Genomic DNA, 21,742 nt, shown 5'->3' on the forward strand with positions numbered 1-21,742 from the left:
GTGCTGCACCAATGAGATCTTGGTTTGTGACAACGTTAGGAGACCCACAAGAGGCTCTTGAAATTAGGGAAATTGAAAGGCCGGTCCCGGCAAGAGGGGAAGTGGTTGTTCGAGTTAAGGCTTTCGCACTTAATTTCTTTGATATTTTGCAATGCCAAGGAAAATATCAGGAGAAACCGGCGCTTCCGTTTACCCCTGGTGCGGAGGTTGCGGGAGTGATTGTAGAAGTTGGAGAGGGCGTGTCACTAACTGTCGGTCAGCGTGTTCTGGCAGTTCCACTTCTGCCCAAGGGAGGATATACCGAAGCTGTTGTTGTACAAGAAGATGATGTTTTTCCGATTCCAGATGAGCTTTCGTACAAGGAAGCTGCTGCGATGTATATTACCTACCATACTGCTTACTATGCGTTACATACAAAAGCACTTCTCCAGCCTTTCGAGACGCTTCTTGTTCATGCAGGTTCAGGAGGAGTTGGTTCCGCTGCGATCCAAATTGGAAAAGCCCTTGGTGCAAAAGTCATTGCAACCGCTGGATCTGATGAAAAGCTCGAAATGTGCAGGCAGCTAGGCGCCGATGTTGTTATCAATTACCGAGAAGAAGACTTTAGTCAACGAGTAAAGAAGGAAACTGCAGGGCATGGGGCAGATGTAATCTTTGACCCAGTTGGAGGAAATGTGTTCCATTTGTCACGCAAATGTATCGCATTTGATGGAAGGATCCTAATTATTGGATTTGCAGGAGGGACTATTCCTGAAGCACCGATGAATCATGCCTTAATTAAAAATTACTCACTCGTTGGTGTTCACTTTGGCTATTTTAGGAAGTTATTTCCAGAAAAGGTGAAGGTGGCACATGACGAGCTGATGGAATTATACAAAGCAAAAAAAATTAAACCGCTTATTTATCACAATTATCCCTTCGAAGAAGTACCAGCAGCCTTAAATCAATTGGGAAGCCGGGAAACATGGGGGAAATTAGTAGTTGGGACAAAGGAGGGCGCTTATGAGTGAATTTATTGAAATAAAGGTTGAACAAGGTATAGGACATATTATCTTGAACCGGCCAAGAAAGTTAAATGCTCTATCAAGGGATTTAGTAGCAGAATTACGTGAAGCACTTCTTGGATTTGAAAACAATCAAGCTGTGAAAGTAATCATTCTATCAGGCAACGGCAAATCCTTCTGTGCTGGTGGAGATATTGATTCTATGAACAAATTAAAAAATCAAGCAGAGGCTGCTGAGTGGGTCGAATTTGTTTCAGGGCTCACCCGACAGATCTTAGAGCTCAATAAGTATGTAATAGCCGCGGTCCAGGGTTATGCTGCAGGGGCAGGCTTTAGTCTCGCCCTCGCCTGTGATTTCATTGTTGCTGAAAGGGGAGCTAAATTTGCCTTGAGTTTTGCGAATATTGGCTTAATTCCTGATTTGGGATTAATTAAGCTTCTATCAGAAAGGCTTTCACCACCTTTGGTAAAGGAATGGATTTCCACGGGAAAAACTATTACTGCCGAAGAAGCGTTGTCATATCAAATGATTAACCGCTTGGCAGAAGGGGATGTCGTAAAGGAGGCGGAAACTTTTGCAGAGTTCATTGTAAATGGACCTTCAGTAACAAACAAGTACGTCAAGTATCTTGTGAATACAGCCCCTTCTCTTCACCATGAAACAGCACTTATGCAGGAGAATACGATACAGGCAATATTACTTCAAACAGATGATCACAAGGAAGGTGTATCCGCCTTTTTTGAGAAAAGAAAAGCTAGTTTTACAGGTTCTTAATAATATTGGTGTTACGTCCATAAAAGGCTATTAATAAGGCGTTTAGCCTTGATAGAGATATAGTCATGTCCATTTATTAACGAGGGGGAAACACGTGTGAGAAAAGGGAAAAAAGGGATTTTATTGACACTAATTTTAAGCGCTTTCATGATTTTGGCAGCCTGTTCGTCAGAAACATCTAAAAGTGGATCGACAGGCGGAAAAGGTGAGACGGGTGAAGTCATTAAACTACGGGCAGCTACAGGTCTAAGTTCCCAGCATGCGTGGTGGTCAGCTAATATGATTCCATGGATGGAACGTGTAGAAGAGTTGACGAATGGTCAAGTGGAGTTTGAAACATTCGCTGGAGGCGAACTTGTTTCGACACCGGATGAAGGAGATGCCGTTTTAAGCGGTACAATAGATGTCGGACTGGTACTTCCCATCTATCAGCCGGATCAATATGCAATGGCTGAGATTACTATGCTCCCGCTTGCAAAGTCTGATGCCCATATCGGTTCGAATGCATGGAAAGAACTGTTAACCAGTGATGTTGAACTTGCTGATGGAAAAACATTTTCTGAATTGCAGTTTGGCGATTTTAAAATTTTCCCAGTTGCCACAACTCAGGAGTATTCGATCTCTACAACTGGAAAAGAATTTAAGACTGCCAAAGATGTGAAAGGTACTTCTCTTCGTACTCCTTCACGCATCCATGAAAAATACTCCGAAATCATTGGCATTAACAGTGTTACGATGCCTGCGGTTGAAATGTATGATTCACTCAGCAGAGGCTCATTTGATGGCAGTTACTATAGTATAGCTGACTGGTCCGGTTATGGTTTCCAGGATCTATTCAAATACACGATTACAGGAGTAAACTTCGGACATTTTAATGCGTTTATTGGTATGAGCAATGAGAAGTGGGATAGTCTGCCAAAGAATGTACAGGAGGCTATGACCCAGGCAAACGAAGAATTGTTCTCAAAAGGAGCAGATGAGTGGATTAAGCGTTCAGAAGATATGATAAAGCAAAACGAAGCGGATGGTGGTAAGTTTGTTGAATTTTCCACCCTCGATCAAGGAGTTCAAGATTTAATTAACAAGGGGATTGAGGACACCTGGAATGATTACGCCAGCCTTCTTGAAAAACAAGGACAGCCAGGGAACAAGTTAGTCACTTTATGGCGTGACATTATTATCGAACAAGGCGGAGACGTCCCAGCGGGCGTTAAGAATATGAAATAAATCGAGAAAAGGGTGCTAGTCACAGTACGGTTGTTCGTGACTAGCCCTGACATGCATTTATTCAAAAGAAAATCATTTTTTATAGGTAATACTCCTAATTGCCCTTATGAACTGTAGTTTGGAATTGAGGGACACTTAATTATTGGAAGGTAGGGGAGTAGTATGGATGCAGTCATCGTCATTACCATCACACTTACATTATTAGTCCTTTTTCTGCTGTCTGGTTTGTACATTCATTCCGTGTTGTTTGCCTGTGGAATCATTGGGATTATTCTATTAGAAGGTTTCGATATTTTACCTGGACTTCTTGGAAACGAGCCGTTTAACCGAGTGGCAAGTTATACGCTAACAACAATTCCATTGTACGTGTTGATGGCCCAATTCATTTTGAAAGCTGATATTGTAAAAGACATTTTTTATTTGGTACATAAGGTATCCAGAGGGAAAAATGGTGCGTTGGGTGTGTTAACCATGATTATTGGCGGACTGCTTGGGGCAGTATCAGGCTCGGGTACTGCTACTGCCGCATCACTTGGTCAGGTCGCCGTTCCAGAGCTGCGCAGACACGGATATAGTGGACCGCTTGCAGGTGCAATAGCGGCAGCAGCAGGTTCTCTTTCAGGAGTTATTCCGCCGAGTATCATCTTAATTCTTTATGGAGTAGCTACTGAAACTCCTATAGGCTCCTTATTTATTGGTTCAGTGATCCCAGGAATACTATGTATGCTTGTGTTTATCGCTGTGATGCTGGTCTATTACAAAATGGAAAAAAAGCAGCACGTTGCTCAAGACGAAGTAGCTGCAACAGTCGAAGATGCACATTATGTCTCCGTACCAAAGCTAATAACCGTCATTTTCATTTCCTTTTTAGTAATGGCAATCATTTTCGTAGGGATTTATAGCGGTCTTTTCACTCCAACAGAAGCGGGTGCAGTAGGATCATTTGTCGCATTTTTAGCGGCACTTGTGTTAGGAAAGGTGAATTTTGGTTTTATCAAATACTCTGTTATCGAAACGCTTCGCTTAACAGGTATGGTTCTAATTATCATGATTGGAGCTCAAATCTTTGGCCGATTCATCTCGCTTTCTCTGATACCTAGAAAATTAATTGCGATGCTAGAGCCAATTATGGATACACCCGCATTAGTACTTATCGTGATTTCTGTGGTGCTTTTCATCATGTTTATGTTCATTGAAGGGGCTGCTGTCATTCTAATGTCGATCCCAGTACTCCTTCCAATTATCAATGCCATGCAGATTGATATATTATGGTTTGGTGTCTTTGTCGGTGTTATCTGTACCATCGGCCTATTGACTCCTCCGGTTGGGTTAAGTGTATACGCGGTAGCAGGTGTCAGTAATATTCGATTAGAACCGATATTCCGTATTGGGATGGTGTTTGCCCTAGCGGCACTCGTTGTGGTCTGTGGACTAATGATTCTATTCCCTGAACTTGCCACATTCCTGCCAAATTCGATGGATTCTTAACAGAAAGGATGATGAGGATGAACGGGGTATTAAATGTCTACAAATATTTTAATTGGATTAAACTCATAGGAGTATGGATTAGCGGAATCAGTTTGTTTGGGATGATGTTGTTTATTACCGTGGATGTATTTTTGCGGAACACTGGCGGCGACACGATTAACGGCGGGTTTGAAATTGTTCAGAATTACTTTATGCCGGTCCTCGTGTTTCCAGCTCTTGCGTATATGTATTCCTCTAACGTTCTTCCAAGAATGGACCTTTTGATGGATCGTTTTCAGAATAAAACCAAAAAAATATTTATTTTTGGAATGATTATAGTCGAACTCTTTATTCTTGTACTAATGACGCAATTTACTTGGGACTATGCCATGGATGGTCTGGCACGAAAAATGTCATTTCCGGCGGCAGGAACATTATACCCGATATATCCTTTGTTCTTTTTAATTCCCGTAGGATTTGCATTAATCATTGTCGAGAACCTATTCATTCTGATAAGAAACCTGCTGGAGAAAGAACCTTCTTTCCTATTTAAAATAGAAAGAAATAGTTAATAAAATGAGAAAAATCCATGTGATCACGCAAAAAGAATTAGTCGATTCGGAAATGATTCGTAATTGTACAGCGGTGGTCATTGATGTCTTACTGGCCACCTCAACAATTACCTATTTACTTGAAAAAGGCTATGAACCTGTCTATGCCGTAAAAGACGCATTATTAGCACTTGATATCGTAAAGAAGCAGAACAGCCCATATTTGTTAATGGGCGAATGGCAGGGAGAATCGATTGAGAATTTTAATTATCCAGACCCCATGTTAATCGAAACAACCAAAATAAAACAACCAGCCATTATTTGCTCAACGAATGGAACGATTGCGATTGAAAAAGCTAAGCAGGCGAAGGCGCTATATGCGTCTTCGCTTATCAATGGCCACACTGTCGCCGAACATATTAGGCAACAGGACGATGGGTCGTCGATTGTCCTTATCTGTTCCGGAAATGCTGGACGCTTCTCCATGGAAGATTTTATCGGGGCTGGACAAATCATTGATCACCTCACGAGGAATAATGTCTTTGAGCTTTCCGATGCAGCAAGGCTTGCAAGAGATTCTTTCGTTGATGCCAAATTAAAACAGTTTGTTAACCTGCTGGAAAGTGAAACGGCAGGGCTGTTAAGAAGAACTGGTTATGAGCGCTGCACTCAATGGGTCATTGACCATGTGGAAAAAGTAGAGGTCGTGCCTGTGTATAGGTATGGGAAACTTTATACATCTCAAATAGGAAGGGAGAGGTCAGAATGTTGGTTACATACGAACAAAAAGGATTTGTTTACCTGCTGACCATTGCAAATCCGCCTTTGAATGTGCTGACTGATGCACTTTTAAGTGATTTAGACGTAATGGTTGACGAAATTATCGCCAAAGTGGACTGCCGTGTGCTCGTCATCACTGGAGCAGGTGAAAAGGCATTTGTTGCAGGTGCAGATATTAATCAATTTCTTCATCTCGATGCCAGAGAGGGTGCGAGATTAGTAGAGAAAGGGAAAAAGATTTTTGATAAGCTCGCCTATGCACCGTTTCCGGTAGTTTGTGCCATCAATGGTCTTGCATTAGGAGGAGGGCTAGAACTGGCACTGGCTTGTGATATTAGAATTGCTGAGCAAAAAGCAAAAATAGGTTTACCCGAAACTGGATTGGCGATTTTGCCAGGCTACAGCGGGACACAGCGCTTAACACAATTAATTGGACCTGGACGGGCAAAGAAAATGATTTTTACAGGTGCAGTCCTTTCTGCACATGAAGCGTACGAATGGGGAGTGATTGAAGCAGTGGTGCCGAACGGTCAATCTGTCAACGAAGCACTAGCACTCGCTGAACAAATCGCAAGCAAAGGCCCATTAGCCATCAAAAAAGCAAAACTAGCGATTACTCAAGGTTTAGATCTTTCGTTTGAGGAAGGTCAAGCCTTTGAAACACAATGCTTTGCTGATCTTTGTCAGACAGAAGACATGCTAGAAGGGGCAAAGGCCTTTAAAGAAAAACGCATACCAACCTATTACGGTAAGTAAACAGGGGGGAATTAAGGATAATGAAAACTGTCAACCAATATATTGATTACGAACATATTAATTGGGGTTTATTGGAAAAGTTGATCCGTGAATCGGCTCCAGGCATTCCGAATGAAGCTTTGAAGGTTAAGAAATTTTCTGAAGGCTATTCCAATCACACCTATTTACTGTCGTTTGGGGACTGGGAATCGGTGTTAAGGAGACCGCCGTTTGGTGAAATTCCGGCGAAAGCTCATGATATTAAACGAGAATATACCATTCTATCCAAACTTCATGGAGTCTATTCCCTCGCCCCCAAACCCTATTTATACAGCGACGACCCTGCCATTATGGGGCGGCATTTTTACCTCATGGAAAAAAAGCAAGGGGTGGTCGTTAATGATGTTCTTCCTGACACGTATGGATCTCCAGAGTTGGTTGGCCCCGCCATATCAAAAAGTATCATTACCAGCTTAATTGAGCTTCAAAAAGTAGATTACAAGAAAGCAAACTTAATGGATATAGGAAAACCAGAAGGGTTTTTAGAAAGGCAGGTTCATAGCTGGATTAAACGCTACAGCGTGTCCAAAACGCATGAAATTGCTGGAGTTACGGAACTGGAGGCATGGCTGATAAAGCAAATGCCGGCAACAGTCGAAACAACGATTGTTCATAATGACTTTAAACTTAACAACCTCGTCCTTGACCCACATGACCCTAGTGTAGTAAAAGGGGTACTTGACTGGGAAATGGCAACCATTGGCGATCCGATGACAGATATTGGTGCAGTTCTTGCATACTGGGGTGAAGCGAGTGATCCAGACATGGGAATTTCGCTGGTGACCAATCAGAAAGGCTTTTTTTCAAGAAGGGAAATGGCCGAACAGTATGCCAAGGAAAGTGGTCGTGACATCTCACACATTGACTATTACGTAGCATTCGGCTTTTACAAGCTTGCTGTCATATTACAACAGCTTTATTATCGCTGGAAAAAAGGTGCAGCAGACGACGATCGGTTTGCGAAGCTTCAATCCCCGATTGCCAATTTATTTAACTTGGCGAATTTAACACGGACAAACAAAATCTTGTAAAAAAGAGGGATGAGATGAAAGAGGAGATGACTCATCACTACAAGCCATTCGAGATAGAACGGGGAAAAATCAAAACATTTGCTAAGGTACTGGGTCTTAAAAATTCGAATTATTATAGCCAAGAGGAAGCACAGCGACAGGGTTATCGTGATGTCGTGGCACCTCCAACTTTTCCAACGGTCATTGAGTACACAAATGATCACGATCTTTATCAATTTTTTGATAGGTTACAGCTTCATCCGGAAAAGGTGCTCCATGGTGAACAATCGTATGAATACTACGAGGAAATCTGTGCAGGTGACACTATTTCCGCGACGCTTACAGTAGAAAGAATCGAGGAAAAGCGAAACATGACCTTTTATTATTTGAAGACCATGTACTGTAATCAATTTAATGAACTAACAGTTATATGTATGACCACATTGATAAAAATGCCTTAAAATGCACCTGCGCCCTTGAATGGAGGGGGAAAATTGTCCAATAAACAATATAAAGTCAAACATATACAACCCATTGACCTAGTCCAGTATGCGGGTGCTTCAGGTGACTTAAATCCTGTCCACACCATCCCTGATGCTGCCCGAAAAAGTGGCCATCCACAGCCAATTGCTCATGGTATGTATGTCATGGGATTGGTTTCAAAAGCACTGGAAGAATGGTATCCAGAGAGAAAATTATTAACTTTCCAGGTCCGATTTCTCTCCCCGACCTATTCTGGGGAAGAACTGATTGTCACTGAAACTATGGTCACAAAAACAGAATCGGATGACTTACATGGGTCCATCGAATTCACGAATACTCATCAGCAAATTAAACTGAAGGGAACATTTGAATTAAGAGGGAGGGGCAGCCTTTGTACAAAACGATTAGAAAAGAGCAAAATGAAGGAATTTTAACGGTTTTTTTAAACCGCCCAGAGAAAATGAATGCTTACACACACGTTATGGCACAAGAGCTAATCGACGCCTACAAAAACGCAGATGAGGATGATGATGTTCGTGTCATTATTGTAACTGGTGAAGGAAAAGCATTTTGTGCTGGAATGGACTTAGGTGATGGTGGAAAGACGTTCTCAGCATCAGAATCAATGGAAGATTTTCGTGACAGCGGCGGTCAGGTCAGCCTTGTCGTGCATGATTTGAAAAAGCCAATCATTGCGGCAATTAACGGCCCTGCGGTTGGTATTGGTTTAACAATGACACTGGCAATGGATATTCGGATTGTTAAAAAAGACGCAAAAATTGGCTTTGTTTTTGCCAAACGAGGCATCGGTCCTGAAGCGTGCTCAGGCTGGTTTCTACCTCGTCTTGTTGGAATCGGAAAGGCATTGGAATGGATGTATACAGCTCGCTACATACCAACGTCTGAGGCACTAGCCTCAGGATTAGTCCAGTATGAAGTAGAAGATGTACTGGCAAAAGCATATGAACTGGCTCAACAAATTGCAAGTGAAACAGCTGCAACATCCAACACATTTGTCCGACAGCTTCTATGGAGCATGTTGAGTGAGAATTCTCCAGAAGCCTCACATCTAGCAGAGTCAAAGTTTTTATTTTGGGCAGGAAACAACGCTGATGCAATGGAAGGTGTTCAATCGTTTCTAGAAAAACGTCCCGCTCATTTTCCATTAAAAAGTAGTGACGTACCTGAATTTTTTAATAAAGGGGAAAAGGTAAAATGAAAATTGCTGTATTAGGATCTGGAGTTATGGGAAATGGAATTGCACAGGTGTTTGCGACGAGTGGACACAACGTTACATTAGTAGATATATCTTTCGATGTTTTGAGAAATGCCGAAGATTCAATTACAAAAAGCTTAACCAAGCTTGCGCAAAAGGATGCAAACCTTGATCCGGTCGAGGTAATAGGACGCGTAGAATTTACCACCGACAAACAAAAGCTACATGATGCAGACTTGGTGATTGAAGCCATTACGGAAAACATCGAGGTTAAGAAAAAGGTTTTTATAGAACTGGATGAATTATGTGAGCCAAAGACGATTTTAGCGTCGAACACGTCTAGCCTATGTATATCCGATATGGCAGCCGTCACAAACCGAAAGGATCGGGTATGTGGAATGCATTTCTTTAACCCTGTGCCACTTATGGAGCTTGTTGAGATAACGGCAACTGATGAGACATCTGTCGAAACCATTCAAATTGCGGAAGATCTTGTTAAGCAAATGAACAAACAAAGCATTCATGTTAAGGATACCCCGCTGTTTGTTGTCAATCGACTACTAGTGCCGCTTATTTGTGAAGCGATTACATTAGTTGAGGAAGGAACAGCCACTCCGGCGGATATTGATAAAGCGATGAAGTTGGGGGCGCATCATCCAATCGGTCCTTTATGGCTCGCTGATATGATTGGCCTTGATACGATGTTGAATATACAGGAAGCTCTTTTTGTAAAGACAAATGATTCTAAATACCGGGTGCCTGAATTACTAAGAGAGATGGTAGCTAAAGGAGAATTAGGAAGAAAAAGCGGCAAAGGATTTTATCAATATTACGTTAGCAGCAAGTTACCAACAAACCTCCAAACTAGTTAAAGTATTATGTCTAAGCTCTACTTAACTAGGATTTCTTACTATCAATAACCTTCTTCCTCATTTTTATGAATTGTATTAAGTTTGAAAAGGCTTTTATTGATTTAGAAAGGGGTTAGATGGTGCTTATTAATGATAACTCAATATTGAACGATACATGTGATTTAGAAAAATATATTAAAAGAATAAAGACAATTGAATCACATGAAGATCAGATTATCCAAGTACTTAAGAGCTTTCTTGAATTATTTCCGCTATTGGATATAGGATTATTCAGATACTCTCCATTTGGATATTTAACAGAAGGAATAATGGCCATCACCCCAGAAGAGGGACTTAAACATATTAGGGATATGAGAGATGATGTTCGAACCTTGCCTTGTGTTTACAATGCAGTAAGGACACGCAGAGCAATCTTTCTTAAAGGGGAAGACTTCGTAAAGTATAATCCTAGATACACTTTTACTTCTAAGACCTCTTCGATCTTATTTATACCTATATCTTTTAGAAGTGTTGTCGTAGGAATGGCATGTAGTACACAGTTTTCGGAAAGCAATAAGAAAATAGAAGAATTACTTCCTTTATTTACGCTTTTCGGAGAAATGTTAGGGGAGCTGTTTGAGGAACCATACCTTATCAATGATAATTATTGCTTGTTAAACAAGAGAGAGATTGAAATCATGCAGAAGTTATCAATAGGGGAAACGACGAAAATTATCGCCCAGTCCATGCATCTTAGTGAATTCACGATCAGGGATTATATTAAATTGTCTCTCAAAAAATTAGGGGTAAAAGACCGAACCCATGCAGTTGCTATATTAATTAAGCAAGGGATTATTTAATAGCTATTCAAGTTCTTTTAGGGTATAGAAAAAAGTATCTAGCACGCAACCCCATCCTTTACTGTTTCTCGTAAATTCAAGTATAAAAAATATGGAGTTTGCGTGTTTTTTAGTAAGAACCCCTCAAATGAAGGGTAATTCCCCTAATGCTAGGAGTATTATGAGTTTGGTACTCATTGTAAAATAGTTATATACATAATTATTCGAATTTTATGAATAATTAAGTTTCTATCTGAGGAAGAATGAGATACGAGAGGAGAAAACTATGACTATTTCAAAAGAATTTGACGCCGTTATCGTAGGGGCAGGTTTTTCGGGAATGTATATGCTTCATTTATTGCGTGAAGAGGGTTTTTCTGTTCGCCTATATGAAGCAGGCAGTAATGTTGGGGGTACTTGGTATTGGAATCGCTATCCAGGTGCAAGGTGTGATATTCCAACAGAAAGTTATTGTTATACGTTTTCAGAAGAAATTCATAGAGAATGGACATGGTCTTCCGTTTATCCTGAGCAATCGGAGATTCTAGACTATTGTAATTTCGTAGCAAATAAGTTGGACCTTCGCAGAGATATCCAGTTCAACACTCGACTTACATCTGCGGAGTATGATGAGAAGAGTAAAAAATGGAAAGTCTGTACCGGTTATGGAGACATTGTTCAAGCAAAATATTTCATCCCAGCTTTAGGAAATGTGTCAATCCCTCATGCACCTAACATTAAAGGTCTAGAACATTTCCAAGGCGAAACCTACCATACGAGTCGTTGGCCACATGAAAAAGTAGACTTTAAGGGGAAACGAGTAGCGGTTATCGGGACTGGTTCGAGCGGCGTCCAAGCCATTACATCTATTTCGAAAGAAGCGGAGCATCTTACCGTTTTTCAGCGTACACCACAATTTGTCAGCCCCGTGAAAAACCCTTTACTCAGTCCAGATCAAGTGAAGGAAATGAAGAATAATTTCCCTGAATTGAGACGTAAAATACGAGAACATTTTATCGGGGCGCCTACCTTTGACTTAAGAAGGCCTTATTCAGCACTCGAAGATACACCAGAAGAACGTCAAAGGTTTTACGAGGAACTCTGGAATGAACAAAATGGTTTTCAATTATTATTTTCATACTTGGATATAACAGTAAATGATGAAGCTAATGCAACATTAGCAGAATTCGTCCGTACTAAGATCAAAGAAATTGTAAAAGATCCTGACACCGCAGAGACTTTACTTCCGACCTACCTGATCGGCGGGAAACGTCCTGTTGTAGGAACAAATTATTATGAAACATATAACCAAGAAAACGTTTCTCTCGTCAATTTGAAAAAAACTCCAATTGTAGCATGCACAAAAAAGGGATTGGTAACATCAGAAGCTGAGTATGGGTTTGACATCATTGTATTTGCAAGCGGATTCGATGCGATGACAGGACCATTAATGAAAGCAAATATCCGTGGTAGAAATGGGATTTTCTTAAAAGATAAATGGGATGGCGGAAGAAACCTTAAGACATTCCTCGGTGTTTGTAACGTTGGATTTCCAAATATGTTTACCATTACCGGTCCCCATTTCCCGTTAACCACGAATGCTATTACAGTGAATGAGGTAATAGTGGAATGGATTTTCGATTGCATTAAATATGTTGAAGAGCATGGTGTTGAAGAAATTGAGGCAACTTCTGAGGCAGAAGAAACCTGGACAAACCATGCAAATGAAGTTGGAGAACAGTCGATTTATGCTAAGGTTGACAGCTGGTATACAGGAGCCAATATTGAAGGGAAGCCGCGTGGATTTTTAGGCTACACTGGAGATTACTTAATGTTTCAAGAACAATTTAATAATGCCAGAGATTACAAAGGGTTTACTTTTACACCAAAGCAAAACGTGGCTGTAGAAAAATAACTAGAGGCATGATCCGTTGGAGAGTGCGATTATTGGAGGATGTACATTACGGTTTTTTAATAGAACATTCAGGCACAATGCTGTTTTCTTAGATTAATTAAAACGGAGGATTATCAAATGGCAAAATTATTAGTAGTCTATGACCAACCAACAAACAAAGAAGGGTTTGATGGTCACTATTTTGGCACCCATATCCCTTTAGCGGAGGAGTTACCTGGTTTAAAAAGTGTCCAAGCAAATCGAGTATTGGGAGTTCAAAACAGTGATCTTAATCCCTACTTAGTGGTTCAACTTGAATTTGAAAGTGCAGATGAACTAAATCAAAACCTAGCTTCGCAAAAAGGACAAGAATTAACAGCAGATTTAAAAAATCTAATGGCATTTCTACCTAAGCCTCCAGCTATTATCATTGTTGACTAGTGCTGTTTTAAATGGCAATTCAATCTATTAAACTCATAGAAAATTTAGGAGTGATCTAAATGACGATTTATTCCATAACGAAACAATTTCTTGATATGTTAAGTGCTGGACCGCCAATCACATCGTTGTCTCCAGTGGAAGCACGCGCTGCAATTGATGCAATGCTTACACTTCGCTCAGAACCGGAAGTGGTTTCAAAGATTGAAGATAAAACCATACCTGTCGATAATGGAGAAATAAATCTGAGAATTTATACTCCAGAAGGTACAGGACCATTTCCACTTTTTGTTTACTATCATGGGGGAGGCTATGTGATCGGAAATTTGGAATTCGTTGATCATGGTTGTCGTTCCATTGCCAATGCTGGTAATTGTGTCGTCGTCTCCGCAGAATATCGTAAATCACCAGAATACAAGTTTCCGATTCCAGTGGAAGATTGCTATAAAGCACTAGAATGGGTCCATGCGAATGCTGAGCAGCTGAATGGAGATGCTTCAAAAATCATCGTGGGTGGAGATAGTGCTGGAGGAAATCTATCGGCTGTAATGACACAATTGACTAAAGAGCGTCAAGGACCGTCGATTGCAGCACAAGTCTTGTTATACCCTGGATCAGATTTAAATCTGGGCTATCAATCCGTACAGGAGTATGGCGAAGGGTATGGGCTGGACGTGGAATTGATTAACTGGTTTGTGGATCATTACCTCAATCATCCATCAGAACGTGATCATAAATATGCCTCATCGATAATGGCTGAAGACTTTAGCAATTTACCGCAGGCGCTTGTCATTACAGCCGAACTTGATCCAATTCGTGACCAAGGGAAGGCGTATGCTGACCGACTTCAAGAAGCGGGTGTGCCTGTCCAATATATTTGTATGGAAGGTCATATTCACGGTTACTTCAGCTACCCACCTTTTGGAGAAAGTATGAAGAATACGGCAAAAGAAATCGGACTTTTTTTGAACAATGTCTTAGCTACATCGGTTTAATAAACCGTGAGGGATTTTTAGAAAACGAAATTAGTTCTGGTTACATTTATGTTCGATAAGCTGCCAATTCGGCAGCTTTTTCTGTCCATATAGAAAATTCGGAGCTGCAGACACTGAAGCATAATACGTGTAAAATACCTGCTCAACTCCTATACTATATGAGAATAATGTATTGGAGGGACTAGTATGCATATTGAAATGTGGACTGACTTTGCTTGACCATTTTGCTATATTGGCAAAAGGCGTCTGGAAGACGCCCTTAAACAGATAGATCACCCCGTTGAAGTGACGTATCGAAGCTATGAATTGGATCCGACAATGGGACGAGATGTAAAAGAATCTATGTACGAAACGCTAGCCAAGAAATATGGTATGAGCATCGCTCAGGCAAAGGCAAATGTCGAAAGAGTGGTACAAATGGCGAAAGAAGTTGGACTGGATTATCAGATGAATACTCTCATCCAAACGAACACCTTTGATGCGCACCGATTAACGTTATATGCGAAAACTCAGGGAAGAATGAAAGAGATGACCGAGCGGATTCTCCGTGCCTATTTTACCGAATCCAAACATATTGGAGATCATGAAACCTTAACGGATCTAGCGGTTGAAGTAGGGTTGAACAGGGAAGCGGTCGCAAAAATGCTCGCCAGTGATGACATGAGTGATGTTGTTCGTGCAGATGAGCAAACAGCCAAACAATATGGGGTTACAGGTGTCCCATTCTTCCTGATTAATAAAAAATATGTCCTGACTGGTGCCCAGCCTACTGAGACATTTGTACAGGCTTTGAGAAAAGTGATTGCAGAAGATGAAATCACGGTTTTAAACAACGAAGACGGTCTAAATTGCGATGATGATGGCTGTGAAATCCATAAAAAGTAAAGCACCGCTTATGCGGTGCATTTTTTTGTGAAATGATTCAACTATTTATGAATAACAATCGATAATTTATAGCTCACATAATTACTCAGGCCTGTCAAGAAATCATTTAATATGTCATTGGATGGGAATTTACATTCGAGAAGATAGCAACTTTCTCCACTGACTTTGTAGTTGTTAATGACATATTGAGCTTGTTGTTTTATGAATGACAGATAAGGTTGATGATTTGTGCTTTTTGAAAAAATATGTATAATTGCGTGAACTAAATATCCGATTTTTACCTGGTTAACATTAATGGTATATCCCTCAATAATCCCGCTTTCTTCTAATTTTGTCACTCTTGCTGAAGTAGCTGGTCCAGTCAAATGAACTTTTTTCCCCAATTCTTTCATCGTAATCCGACTATTTTTGGATAGTTCATCTAGGATAAGAAGATCCGTGTTATCTAACATTTTATTAAACTCCTTTCATAAATAAAGTAAAATCGACTAAACACTTTATTTAATCTATGTATCCGTCATTGGGTCATAGTTTAGAATATACATTGTTCAAGGAAAATTACAAACAAAAGGAGTTAATATAAATGAACATACATCAAATTCGCAATGCAACTATAGTTGTTGAATACGCCGGGAAAAAGATTCTAATCGATCCAATGTTAGCGGAAAAGGGGACTTACCCATCTTTCCCGAATTCACCTAGACTAGACCAACATAATCCTCTGGTAAGCTTACCAACTTCTATTGACAATATTATTCAAAATATTGATGCCGTCATCGTTACTCATCTGCATTTAGATCATTGGGATGACGCTGCTAAGGAAGCATTGCCGAAAGATATAAAACTTTTTAGTCAAAACGAAGAAGATGCTGCAGAAATAAGAAACGCTGGTTTTCTAAATGTGGAGGTATTAAAAGAGGATACGATCTTTGAAGGTATTCAATTATTTAAAACAAAAGGCGAGCATGGTAGAGGTGAAATCCTAAAAATGACTGGTCTTGTATGTGGAGTTGTTTTCAAACACTCAACGGAGAAGACTTTATATGTTGCCGGAGATACAGTATGGTATGATGCAGTACAAGAAGTAATCGATACACATAAGCCAGAAATCATTGTAGTCAATGCTGGAGACAACCAATTTTTTGAGGGCGGTTCTTTAGTCATGGGTAAAGATGATGTATACGAAGTGCATAAAGCTGCTCCTGAGGCGAAAATTATTGCAGTCCACATGGAAGCAGTAAACCATTGGGCATTGTCTAGAGAAGAATTGAAAAATTTTGCAAATGAAAAAGGAATCTCCTCGAATGTTTTAGTGCCAAATGATGGAGAATCCTACTTACTTTAAGATTAGGAATCAAAGCAAAAACATAATAGATTAAAGGCTCTGATTAACAAATCAGAGCCTTTTTATATGAAGCTTGAAATTAAAAGGATTTATATAAGTCGTTGATTAGCTATAAAAGGGGTTTAGTTGCTGAACTGTAAGCCAATTTATGAGCTATAAGATAAATGACAAAAAAGAATGGAAATGAAATAATTGAATTCCATCCAGGATATTTATAGTAACCTAACCATAAAAAAAGAGGTTCGGCTAGAAATGCTGTCATGCCTGCAAAGATTAACCCTTTAATGATGGAACTTACCTGAGGTTTGATTTGTAAAAAGAACATAATGGTAACTGGCATAAGTGCAAAATCCCATGCAATATAGTCTGGGATTAGCGGAATTAATTTATTATAGTATCTCCAAAGGCCCAGCGTTACCCCAACATAATCCAACCATGATGAGATAAGCATTGCCCATAACCCACCTAACATTAAGCGGGTTGAACTCGCCTTATCCCTGAACATAAACCATACTATCCACGGAACCACTGTTAAAACCAATGTTGTTATCCACCCGAAAGAAAACAGAATATCGTTTAGCCAAATTTCGCTTAGTCTAGAATGAGCATCATCAATTGTTTTATACTGTTCATTTATTAATTTTTGTATACGATCAGAAGGACTTATCATTATTAGGGACTCCTTATTTTTTTTCTTATAATTCCCATATTCCTTCCTATTATGATATTCTTTCTTTCACACTTAACCTGTCAAGGTAATCATCTAATCTATTTCTCTTGATTTTTTTGAAATGGTAAGGTAATATTTAACTTGGTAAAAGTAAACATAATAATTAAATATTCCCATTTGGAAGATGGTATAGACAATATTTTTATTGAGCTCAAACATAAGCCAAAATAGATACACCCTGCAGGGTTATTCTATTTTGGCTTTTTTTATTAAACAGATTTAATTCTGATTAACAAAAAAGGAGATTTAATAATATGATAAAAATTGGATTAATAGATGATAATGTTCAATTCACAGAAATACTAATAGATTTTCTTTCGACTTTCACTGATATGGAGGTGATTGGAGTTGCGCATAATGGAATGAAGGGAATGGAGTTAATAAAGAATCAGAAACCAGACTTAATTATTTTAGATTTGATTATGCCTTATTCCGATGGACTTTCTTTATTAAAAAATATATATGAAGAAAACATAACCACAAAGGTGATAATACTTACCTCTATAGGAACTGAGGATGCCATAACACAAGTAAAGGAGTTAGGTGCATCCTACTTTTTGATGAAACCAATTGAACTAAGCCATTTACCAAAAATGATCATGTCTATTTGTTCAGAAAATATTTCTATGAAACCAGCATTAAAAAAGGTAATGCATAACACCAATAATGATGAAAAATTAGAATTACAAATTACCGATATTTTACGTTCCATAGGTATTCCAGCAAAACTAAAAGGATATTTTTTTTTAAGAGAAGCTATTCAAATGATAAATAATGGCTGTGAAACTAGTTTTTCAAAAGTAATATATCCCGCTATTGCATCCAAATATCATACCACTCCAAGCCGTGTAGAAAGAGCCATAAGACATTCAATTGAAGTTGGATGGAATCGAGGAGGTATTGAGCAGTTAGATTTTGTTTTTGGAAACACAGTAAGTCCATTAAAAGGGAGGCCAACTAATGGTCAATTCATTGGTATAATTGCTGAGCATTTAAGGGTACAAAAAGGGATGAAAATCGAAAGTTCCACCTCTGTATAAAATAGCTCAGTCCTGATAGGACTGAGCTGCTTCAAAAAATTAATATATGCTTCTTCTAGTAAACCTGCTACTTTTACACTTCTACAGTTTGGAAAAACTGTGGTAAATGCTCTTTATGTGCTTCTAGCATTTCATCTAAAATCACTTTCCCCACTTTATCTGAAGGAACGAGAGGATTGATGGTCATAGCCAGTAAAGCAGTATCGTAGTTTCCTGTAACAGCTGCTTCAGCTGCTACGCGTTCAAATGATTTAATTTGCTGTACCAGACCTCTAACAGCAACTGGTAAATCGCCGTTTATGATTGGTTTTGGACCTTCTTTTGTGATGACACAACTTACTTCCACTGCTGACTCATAAGGGATACTCGCAATTGCTCCATTATTAATTGTGTTGACGGGCTGAATGTCACGCTTATCGTTATAAATGGAAGAAATTAAACGAACCGCTGCATCGCTGTAATAAGCTCCGCCTCGTTCCTCTAACTGAGGAGGCTTGATGGCTAAATTAGTATCTTTGTATAGCTCAAATAATTCTTCTTCTAATTTCTTTACTACTTCCGCTCTTGTTGTGCCCGCTTTAAAGTTTTTCAACTCTTTTTCTAGCATTTCATCACTCTTATAATAGTAAAGGTGATATGGACATGTTAGGGCATTTAACGCGCGAATAAATTCTGGCTCCCATCCTTGACCTTCTACGTTTTTAACAAAGCTGCTGTTCTCTGGACTTGTTAACAGTTCGATTACTCGATCTTTCACACTAACGCCGTCTAGATATACATCTAAACCATAAACCATATGATTTAAACCAGCGAAATCAATTCGAATACGAGAATGGTCAACATCCAATAGCTTTGCGACTCCCATTTCAATTCCAATCGGAACATTACATAAACCAACGATTTTCTTATGGTCCGTATAGCGAAGAACCGCTTCGGTCACCATGCCGGCAGGGTTTGTAAAGTTGACGAGCCATGCATCTGGACATAGTTCTTTGATATCTTTTACAATGTCCAATATGACTGGAATCGTACGCAATCCCTTAAAAAGTCCACCAGGACCATTTGTTTCTTGACCTAATACCCCGTGGCTTAAAGGAATTCTTTCATCTTTTGCACGAGCATCCAATAAACCCACACGAAATTGTGTCGTAACAAAATCGGCACCTTTTAATGCTGCTTTTCGATCAAGTGTTAAATGAACATCAATCGGAAGACCTGCTTTTTCAATCATCCTTTTTGCGAGATTTCCAACAATCTCCAATTTTTCTCTTCCTGCTTCTATATCAACCAACCATAATTCACTTACAGGCAATTCTTCGTATCGTTTAATAAAACCTTCCACTAATTCTGGAGTATAACTTGAACCTCCGCCAATAGTTACGATCTTAATTCCTTTACTCATGGTCATCCTCCTAATAAATACGAATTTACAAAACCTATTGTAGAGGAGAAAAAGGGAATATGATATAGATTTGAAAGCGTTAGATTTGAATTTCACCGAAAGAAATTTGTTTCTCAAAAATAACACTGTGTTTCTCTTTTGAAGTATACTAACAAAAGGTATAACGTTCCATGAAGGGAGAGAAGACTTTGTTTACAAATGAGGTCATTGCAACATTCAATGAACTTGAGTTGCTGCTTTACAAATACATCATGCAAAATAAAGAGAAAGTCGTTTATATGCGTATACGGGATCTTGCGGATGAAGCTCATGTTTCCACTTCCACCATTATGCGGTTCTGCAGAAAATTAAATTGCGAAGGGTTTTCGGAATTTAAAGTAAAACTGAAGCTTTTACTTGATGAAAAAAGTGCCCCAACGATTAAAAGTGGCCAGTATGTGTTAGCGGAGTTTTTTGAGCGCACGCAAAATGAGAATTTCATTTTGAAGTTAGAGGAGGCAGCAGAAGCCCTTTCTAAAGCAGATCATGTATTTTTCATTGGAATTGGCAGTTCAGGAATCCTTGCAGAATACGGTGCAAGATACCTTTCGAGTTTAGGCAAGTTCTCTACGTATTTAAAAGACTGGTATATGCCTGTTCACGCTGACTTACATAATAGCATTACGGTGGCTCTTTCTGTTTCTGGAGAAAGTGAGATTACCATCTCTCACATACATAAATTAAAAGAAAAAGGCAGTAAGATTTTAAGCATTACAAACAACGCACAGTCCATGATTGCCAGGATTTCTGATAAAAATGTATCGTATTATGTGACGGAAGAGTTCTTTGACTCATCGAATATTACCACGCAAATTCCTGTTATTTTTATATTAGAGGAAATGGCACGGAGGGTGTATGAATTGAGGAGAAAGAATGATTGAGGTAAACGGACCATTCTTTCAAATTCGGTTCTAAAAAAATTATCACTCTTAGAACCATGATTTTAAACAAACATTACAAAATCACCTTCTTTGATTTGATTTCTTTTATACCATCCTAGATTGACTTCGATTGCATAATGATAATAAAGTTCGGGATCATAGGTAGGACAAAAATTACCTTTACATGGAACCATATCTAGTATTTTTAAAATTTTTCCATTTGAATCAAGAAAAGCAATGGATAAAGGTATTAAGGTGTTTTTCATCCAGAAACCCCCATATGTTTTTGCTGAAAATACAAATAGCATTCCCTCGTTTTCGGGCAAGTTTTCAACAAACATTAAGCCCTTGTCTCTTTTTTTGGGAGTATCGGCAACATGAACAGTTAATGGAATTATCCTATGTCCATTGGCTACGGTAATCATTTTTGTTTGAAGAATTGCGTGATTTTTTTGACGAATTAGATAACCGATTAATTTTATGTTATTTTTCAACATACTCACTCTCCTTGCTTATTACTTCAATACATATGATATGGCTGTTGACCTATTGTTGACCATAGGTCAACAGCGTTTCATTTAGTTCTATTAGATTTTTGTCCCGCCTATTTTCATGATATCCTTATGAAGAAAGAAGAAAGCAGGAGGTAATAAAAAAATGGCGATTGTTGATATTACAGTAATACCGGTTGGGACAGGAACACCTAGTGTTAGTGAGTATGTAGCTGAAATACATAAGGTACTTCAACAGTATGAAGGACGGGTGAAGTATCAGTTAACCCCAATGAGTACGTTAATCGAAGGTGATTTAAAACTATTACTGGAGATTGTTAACGAACTTCATGAAGTTCCGTTTCAGAAAGGTCTTCAGAGGGTTTGTACGAACGTTCGCATTGATGATCGACGCGATAAGGAAAATACAATGGAGCGGAAGTTGCAGTCGGTACAAGCGAAATTATAGACCTATCTTTTTGCAGCATGTAATAATATTATGTTAACCAGTAAATGTTCAGAGCCAGGAACCATCCTAAAAAATGGTCCTGGCTTTTTTATGGATTGTTCTGCTAAATGTTATCGGCAAAACCTGGGAATTTTC

The 21,742-nt window shown here is 39.2% G+C and carries 25 protein-coding genes; 21 read left to right on the plus strand and 4 right to left on the minus strand.

Annotated elements, in window-relative coordinates:
- Positions 1-11 precede the first annotated feature (11 nt).
- The 17 genes from ABC255_RS14200 to ABC255_RS14280 all read left to right on the plus strand — a co-directional run bounded on the left by ABC255_RS14200 (position 12) and on the right by ABC255_RS14280 (position 15,210).
- Positions 12-1,010 (plus strand): NADPH:quinone oxidoreductase family protein, encoded by a 999-nt coding sequence (locus ABC255_RS14200; RefSeq protein WP_412994399.1) that lies wholly within the window; start codon positions 12-14, stop codon positions 1,008-1,010.
- Positions 1,003-1,779 (plus strand): enoyl-CoA hydratase/isomerase family protein, encoded by a 777-nt coding sequence (locus ABC255_RS14205; protein ID WP_412994401.1) that lies wholly within the window; start codon positions 1,003-1,005, stop codon positions 1,777-1,779. The genes ABC255_RS14200 and ABC255_RS14205 overlap by 8 nt, the downstream gene beginning before the upstream one ends.
- Positions 1,780-1,875: 96 nt before the next feature.
- Positions 1,876-3,006 carry a TRAP transporter substrate-binding protein DctP gene (gene dctP / locus ABC255_RS14210; RefSeq protein WP_412994403.1) on the plus strand — a complete coding sequence of 377 codons (1,131 nt, stop codon included), beginning with the start codon at positions 1,876-1,878 and terminating at the stop codon, positions 3,004-3,006.
- A 162-nt stretch (positions 3,007-3,168) separates the two neighbouring features.
- Entirely contained in the window at positions 3,169-4,494 is a 1,326-nt protein-coding gene (locus ABC255_RS14215; protein ID WP_412994404.1) for a TRAP transporter large permease, read from the plus strand.
- Between the two features lie 17 nt (positions 4,495-4,511).
- Positions 4,512-5,045 (plus strand): TRAP transporter small permease, encoded by a 534-nt coding sequence (locus ABC255_RS14220; protein ID WP_412994406.1) that lies wholly within the window; start codon positions 4,512-4,514, stop codon positions 5,043-5,045.
- Positions 5,046-5,049: 4 nt separating this feature from the next.
- Entirely contained in the window at positions 5,050-5,832 is a 783-nt protein-coding gene (locus ABC255_RS14225) for a 2-phosphosulfolactate phosphatase (protein WP_412994407.1), read from the plus strand.
- A complete protein-coding gene (locus ABC255_RS14230) occupies positions 5,790-6,560 on the plus strand; it encodes an enoyl-CoA hydratase/isomerase family protein (protein ID WP_412994408.1) in 771 nt (256 codons plus the stop codon). The genes ABC255_RS14225 and ABC255_RS14230 overlap by 43 nt, the downstream gene beginning before the upstream one ends.
- Positions 6,561-6,580: 20 nt before the next feature.
- Positions 6,581-7,630 (plus strand): phosphotransferase family protein, encoded by a 1,050-nt coding sequence (locus ABC255_RS14235; RefSeq protein ID WP_412994409.1) that lies wholly within the window; start codon positions 6,581-6,583, stop codon positions 7,628-7,630.
- Between the two features lie 14 nt (positions 7,631-7,644).
- Positions 7,645-8,070, plus strand: coding sequence for an FAS1-like dehydratase domain-containing protein (locus ABC255_RS14240; protein WP_412994410.1), 426 nt, complete (start codon positions 7,645-7,647; stop codon positions 8,068-8,070).
- Between the two features lie 33 nt (positions 8,071-8,103).
- On the plus strand, positions 8,104-8,526 hold the full coding sequence (locus tag ABC255_RS14245) for a MaoC/PaaZ C-terminal domain-containing protein (RefSeq protein WP_412994411.1): 423 nt from the start codon (positions 8,104-8,106) through the stop codon (positions 8,524-8,526).
- Positions 8,484-9,311: an enoyl-CoA hydratase-related protein gene (locus tag ABC255_RS14250; RefSeq protein WP_412994413.1), complete on the plus strand. Its 828-nt coding sequence runs from the start codon at positions 8,484-8,486 to the stop codon at positions 9,309-9,311. The genes ABC255_RS14245 and ABC255_RS14250 overlap by 43 nt, the downstream gene beginning before the upstream one ends.
- Positions 9,308-10,180 carry a 3-hydroxyacyl-CoA dehydrogenase family protein gene (locus tag ABC255_RS14255; protein ID WP_412994415.1) on the plus strand — a complete coding sequence of 291 codons (873 nt, stop codon included), beginning with the start codon at positions 9,308-9,310 and terminating at the stop codon, positions 10,178-10,180. Before ABC255_RS14250 ends, ABC255_RS14255 begins: the two co-directional genes overlap by 4 nt.
- Before the next feature lie 143 nt (positions 10,181-10,323).
- Entirely contained in the window at positions 10,324-11,019 is a 696-nt protein-coding gene (locus ABC255_RS14260) for a response regulator transcription factor (protein WP_412994417.1), read from the plus strand.
- 265 nt (positions 11,020-11,284) lie between these two features.
- Positions 11,285-12,913 carry a flavin-containing monooxygenase gene (locus ABC255_RS14265; protein ID WP_412994419.1) on the plus strand — a complete coding sequence of 543 codons (1,629 nt, stop codon included), beginning with the start codon at positions 11,285-11,287 and terminating at the stop codon, positions 12,911-12,913.
- Positions 12,914-13,030: 117 nt separating this feature from the next.
- The gene (locus ABC255_RS14270) at positions 13,031-13,333 is read left to right on the plus strand and encodes an EthD family reductase (RefSeq protein ID WP_412994421.1); all 303 of its coding nucleotides are present in this window, start codon (positions 13,031-13,033) and stop codon (positions 13,331-13,333) included.
- Between the two features lie 59 nt (positions 13,334-13,392).
- Entirely contained in the window at positions 13,393-14,325 is a 933-nt protein-coding gene (locus ABC255_RS14275) for an alpha/beta hydrolase (RefSeq protein ID WP_412994422.1), read from the plus strand.
- A 231-nt stretch (positions 14,326-14,556) separates the two neighbouring features.
- Positions 14,557-15,210: a DsbA family oxidoreductase gene (locus ABC255_RS14280; RefSeq protein ID WP_412998561.1), complete on the plus strand. Its 654-nt coding sequence runs from the start codon at positions 14,557-14,559 to the stop codon at positions 15,208-15,210.
- Positions 15,211-15,251: 41 nt separating this feature from the next.
- On the opposite strand, the gene ABC255_RS14285 is transcribed toward ABC255_RS14280, so the two are convergent.
- Positions 15,252-15,662, minus strand: coding sequence for an Lrp/AsnC family transcriptional regulator (locus ABC255_RS14285; RefSeq protein WP_412994424.1), 411 nt, complete (start codon positions 15,660-15,662; stop codon positions 15,252-15,254).
- Between the two features lie 131 nt (positions 15,663-15,793).
- Between ABC255_RS14285 and ABC255_RS14290 the strand changes: the two genes are divergently transcribed.
- A complete protein-coding gene (locus tag ABC255_RS14290; protein ID WP_412994426.1) occupies positions 15,794-16,555 on the plus strand; it encodes an MBL fold metallo-hydrolase in 762 nt (253 codons plus the stop codon).
- A gap of 109 nt (positions 16,556-16,664) precedes the next feature.
- Here ABC255_RS14290 and ABC255_RS14295 read toward each other — a convergent pair whose 3' ends face one another.
- Entirely contained in the window at positions 16,665-17,225 is a 561-nt protein-coding gene (locus ABC255_RS14295; RefSeq protein ID WP_412994428.1) for a CBO0543 family protein, read from the minus strand.
- A gap of 314 nt (positions 17,226-17,539) precedes the next feature.
- Here ABC255_RS14295 and spo0A point away from each other — a divergent pair, with 314 nt between their 5' ends.
- Positions 17,540-18,325, plus strand: a complete 786-nt coding sequence (gene spo0A / locus ABC255_RS14300; RefSeq protein WP_412994430.1) for a sporulation transcription factor Spo0A — start codon at positions 17,540-17,542, stop codon at positions 18,323-18,325.
- A 73-nt stretch (positions 18,326-18,398) separates the two neighbouring features.
- Here the strand turns inward: spo0A and ABC255_RS14305 are convergent, their stop codons facing one another.
- A complete protein-coding gene (locus ABC255_RS14305; protein ID WP_412994432.1) occupies positions 18,399-19,727 on the minus strand; it encodes a 6-phospho-beta-glucosidase in 1,329 nt (442 codons plus the stop codon).
- A gap of 188 nt (positions 19,728-19,915) precedes the next feature.
- Here ABC255_RS14305 and ABC255_RS14310 point away from each other — a divergent pair, with 188 nt between their 5' ends.
- A complete protein-coding gene (locus ABC255_RS14310; RefSeq protein ID WP_412994434.1) occupies positions 19,916-20,647 on the plus strand; it encodes a MurR/RpiR family transcriptional regulator in 732 nt (243 codons plus the stop codon).
- Positions 20,648-20,709: 62 nt separating this feature from the next.
- Here ABC255_RS14310 and ABC255_RS14315 read toward each other — a convergent pair whose 3' ends face one another.
- Positions 20,710-21,144 (minus strand): DUF192 domain-containing protein, encoded by a 435-nt coding sequence (locus ABC255_RS14315; protein ID WP_412994436.1) that lies wholly within the window; start codon positions 21,142-21,144, stop codon positions 20,710-20,712.
- Positions 21,145-21,304: 160 nt separating this feature from the next.
- On the opposite strand from ABC255_RS14315, the gene ABC255_RS14320 reads away from it, so the two are divergent.
- Complete coding sequence (locus ABC255_RS14320; RefSeq protein WP_335536705.1) at positions 21,305-21,607, plus strand: MTH1187 family thiamine-binding protein; 303 nt, start codon at positions 21,305-21,307, stop codon at positions 21,605-21,607.
- The last annotated feature ends 135 nt before the right edge of the window (positions 21,608-21,742 follow it).

It is taken from the genome of Neobacillus canaveralius (genome assembly GCF_047237705.1).
Classification (GTDB): Bacteria; Bacillota; Bacilli; order Bacillales; family Cytobacillaceae; genus Neobacillus; species Neobacillus niacini_K.

Coding starts and splice junctions, on each gene's coding strand:
- ABC255_RS14275 (WP_412994422.1), top strand. CDS start 13,393: ATGACGATTTATTCCATAACGAAACAATTTCTTGATATGTTAAGTGCT.
- ABC255_RS14205 (WP_412994401.1), top strand. CDS start 1,003: ATGAGTGAATTTATTGAAATAAAGGTTGAACAAGGTATAGGACATATT.
- ABC255_RS14235 (WP_412994409.1), top strand. CDS start 6,581: ATGAAAACTGTCAACCAATATATTGATTACGAACATATTAATTGGGGT.
- ABC255_RS14320 (WP_335536705.1), top strand. CDS start 21,305: ATGGCGATTGTTGATATTACAGTAATACCGGTTGGGACAGGAACACCT.
- ABC255_RS14270 (WP_412994421.1), top strand. CDS start 13,031: ATGGCAAAATTATTAGTAGTCTATGACCAACCAACAAACAAAGAAGGG.
- spo0A (WP_412994430.1), top strand. CDS start 17,540: ATGATAAAAATTGGATTAATAGATGATAATGTTCAATTCACAGAAATA.
- ABC255_RS14305 (WP_412994432.1), bottom strand. CDS start 19,727: ATGAGTAAAGGAATTAAGATCGTAACTATTGGCGGAGGTTCAAGTTAT.
- ABC255_RS14220 (WP_412994406.1), top strand. CDS start 4,512: ATGAACGGGGTATTAAATGTCTACAAATATTTTAATTGGATTAAACTC.
- ABC255_RS14230 (WP_412994408.1), top strand. CDS start 5,790: ATGTTGGTTACATACGAACAAAAAGGATTTGTTTACCTGCTGACCATT.
- ABC255_RS14225 (WP_412994407.1), top strand. CDS start 5,050: ATGAGAAAAATCCATGTGATCACGCAAAAAGAATTAGTCGATTCGGAA.
- ABC255_RS14285 (WP_412994424.1), bottom strand. CDS start 15,662: ATGTTAGATAACACGGATCTTCTTATCCTAGATGAACTATCCAAAAAT.
- ABC255_RS14240 (WP_412994410.1), top strand. CDS start 7,645: ATGAAAGAGGAGATGACTCATCACTACAAGCCATTCGAGATAGAACGG.
- ABC255_RS14290 (WP_412994426.1), top strand. CDS start 15,794: ATGAACATACATCAAATTCGCAATGCAACTATAGTTGTTGAATACGCC.
- ABC255_RS14255 (WP_412994415.1), top strand. CDS start 9,308: ATGAAAATTGCTGTATTAGGATCTGGAGTTATGGGAAATGGAATTGCA.
- ABC255_RS14265 (WP_412994419.1), top strand. CDS start 11,285: ATGACTATTTCAAAAGAATTTGACGCCGTTATCGTAGGGGCAGGTTTT.
- ABC255_RS14200 (WP_412994399.1), top strand. CDS start 12: ATGAGATCTTGGTTTGTGACAACGTTAGGAGACCCACAAGAGGCTCTT.
- ABC255_RS14215 (WP_412994404.1), top strand. CDS start 3,169: ATGGATGCAGTCATCGTCATTACCATCACACTTACATTATTAGTCCTT.
- ABC255_RS14315 (WP_412994436.1), bottom strand. CDS start 21,144: ATGTTGAAAAATAACATAAAATTAATCGGTTATCTAATTCGTCAAAAA.
- ABC255_RS14295 (WP_412994428.1), bottom strand. CDS start 17,225: ATGATAAGTCCTTCTGATCGTATACAAAAATTAATAAATGAACAGTAT.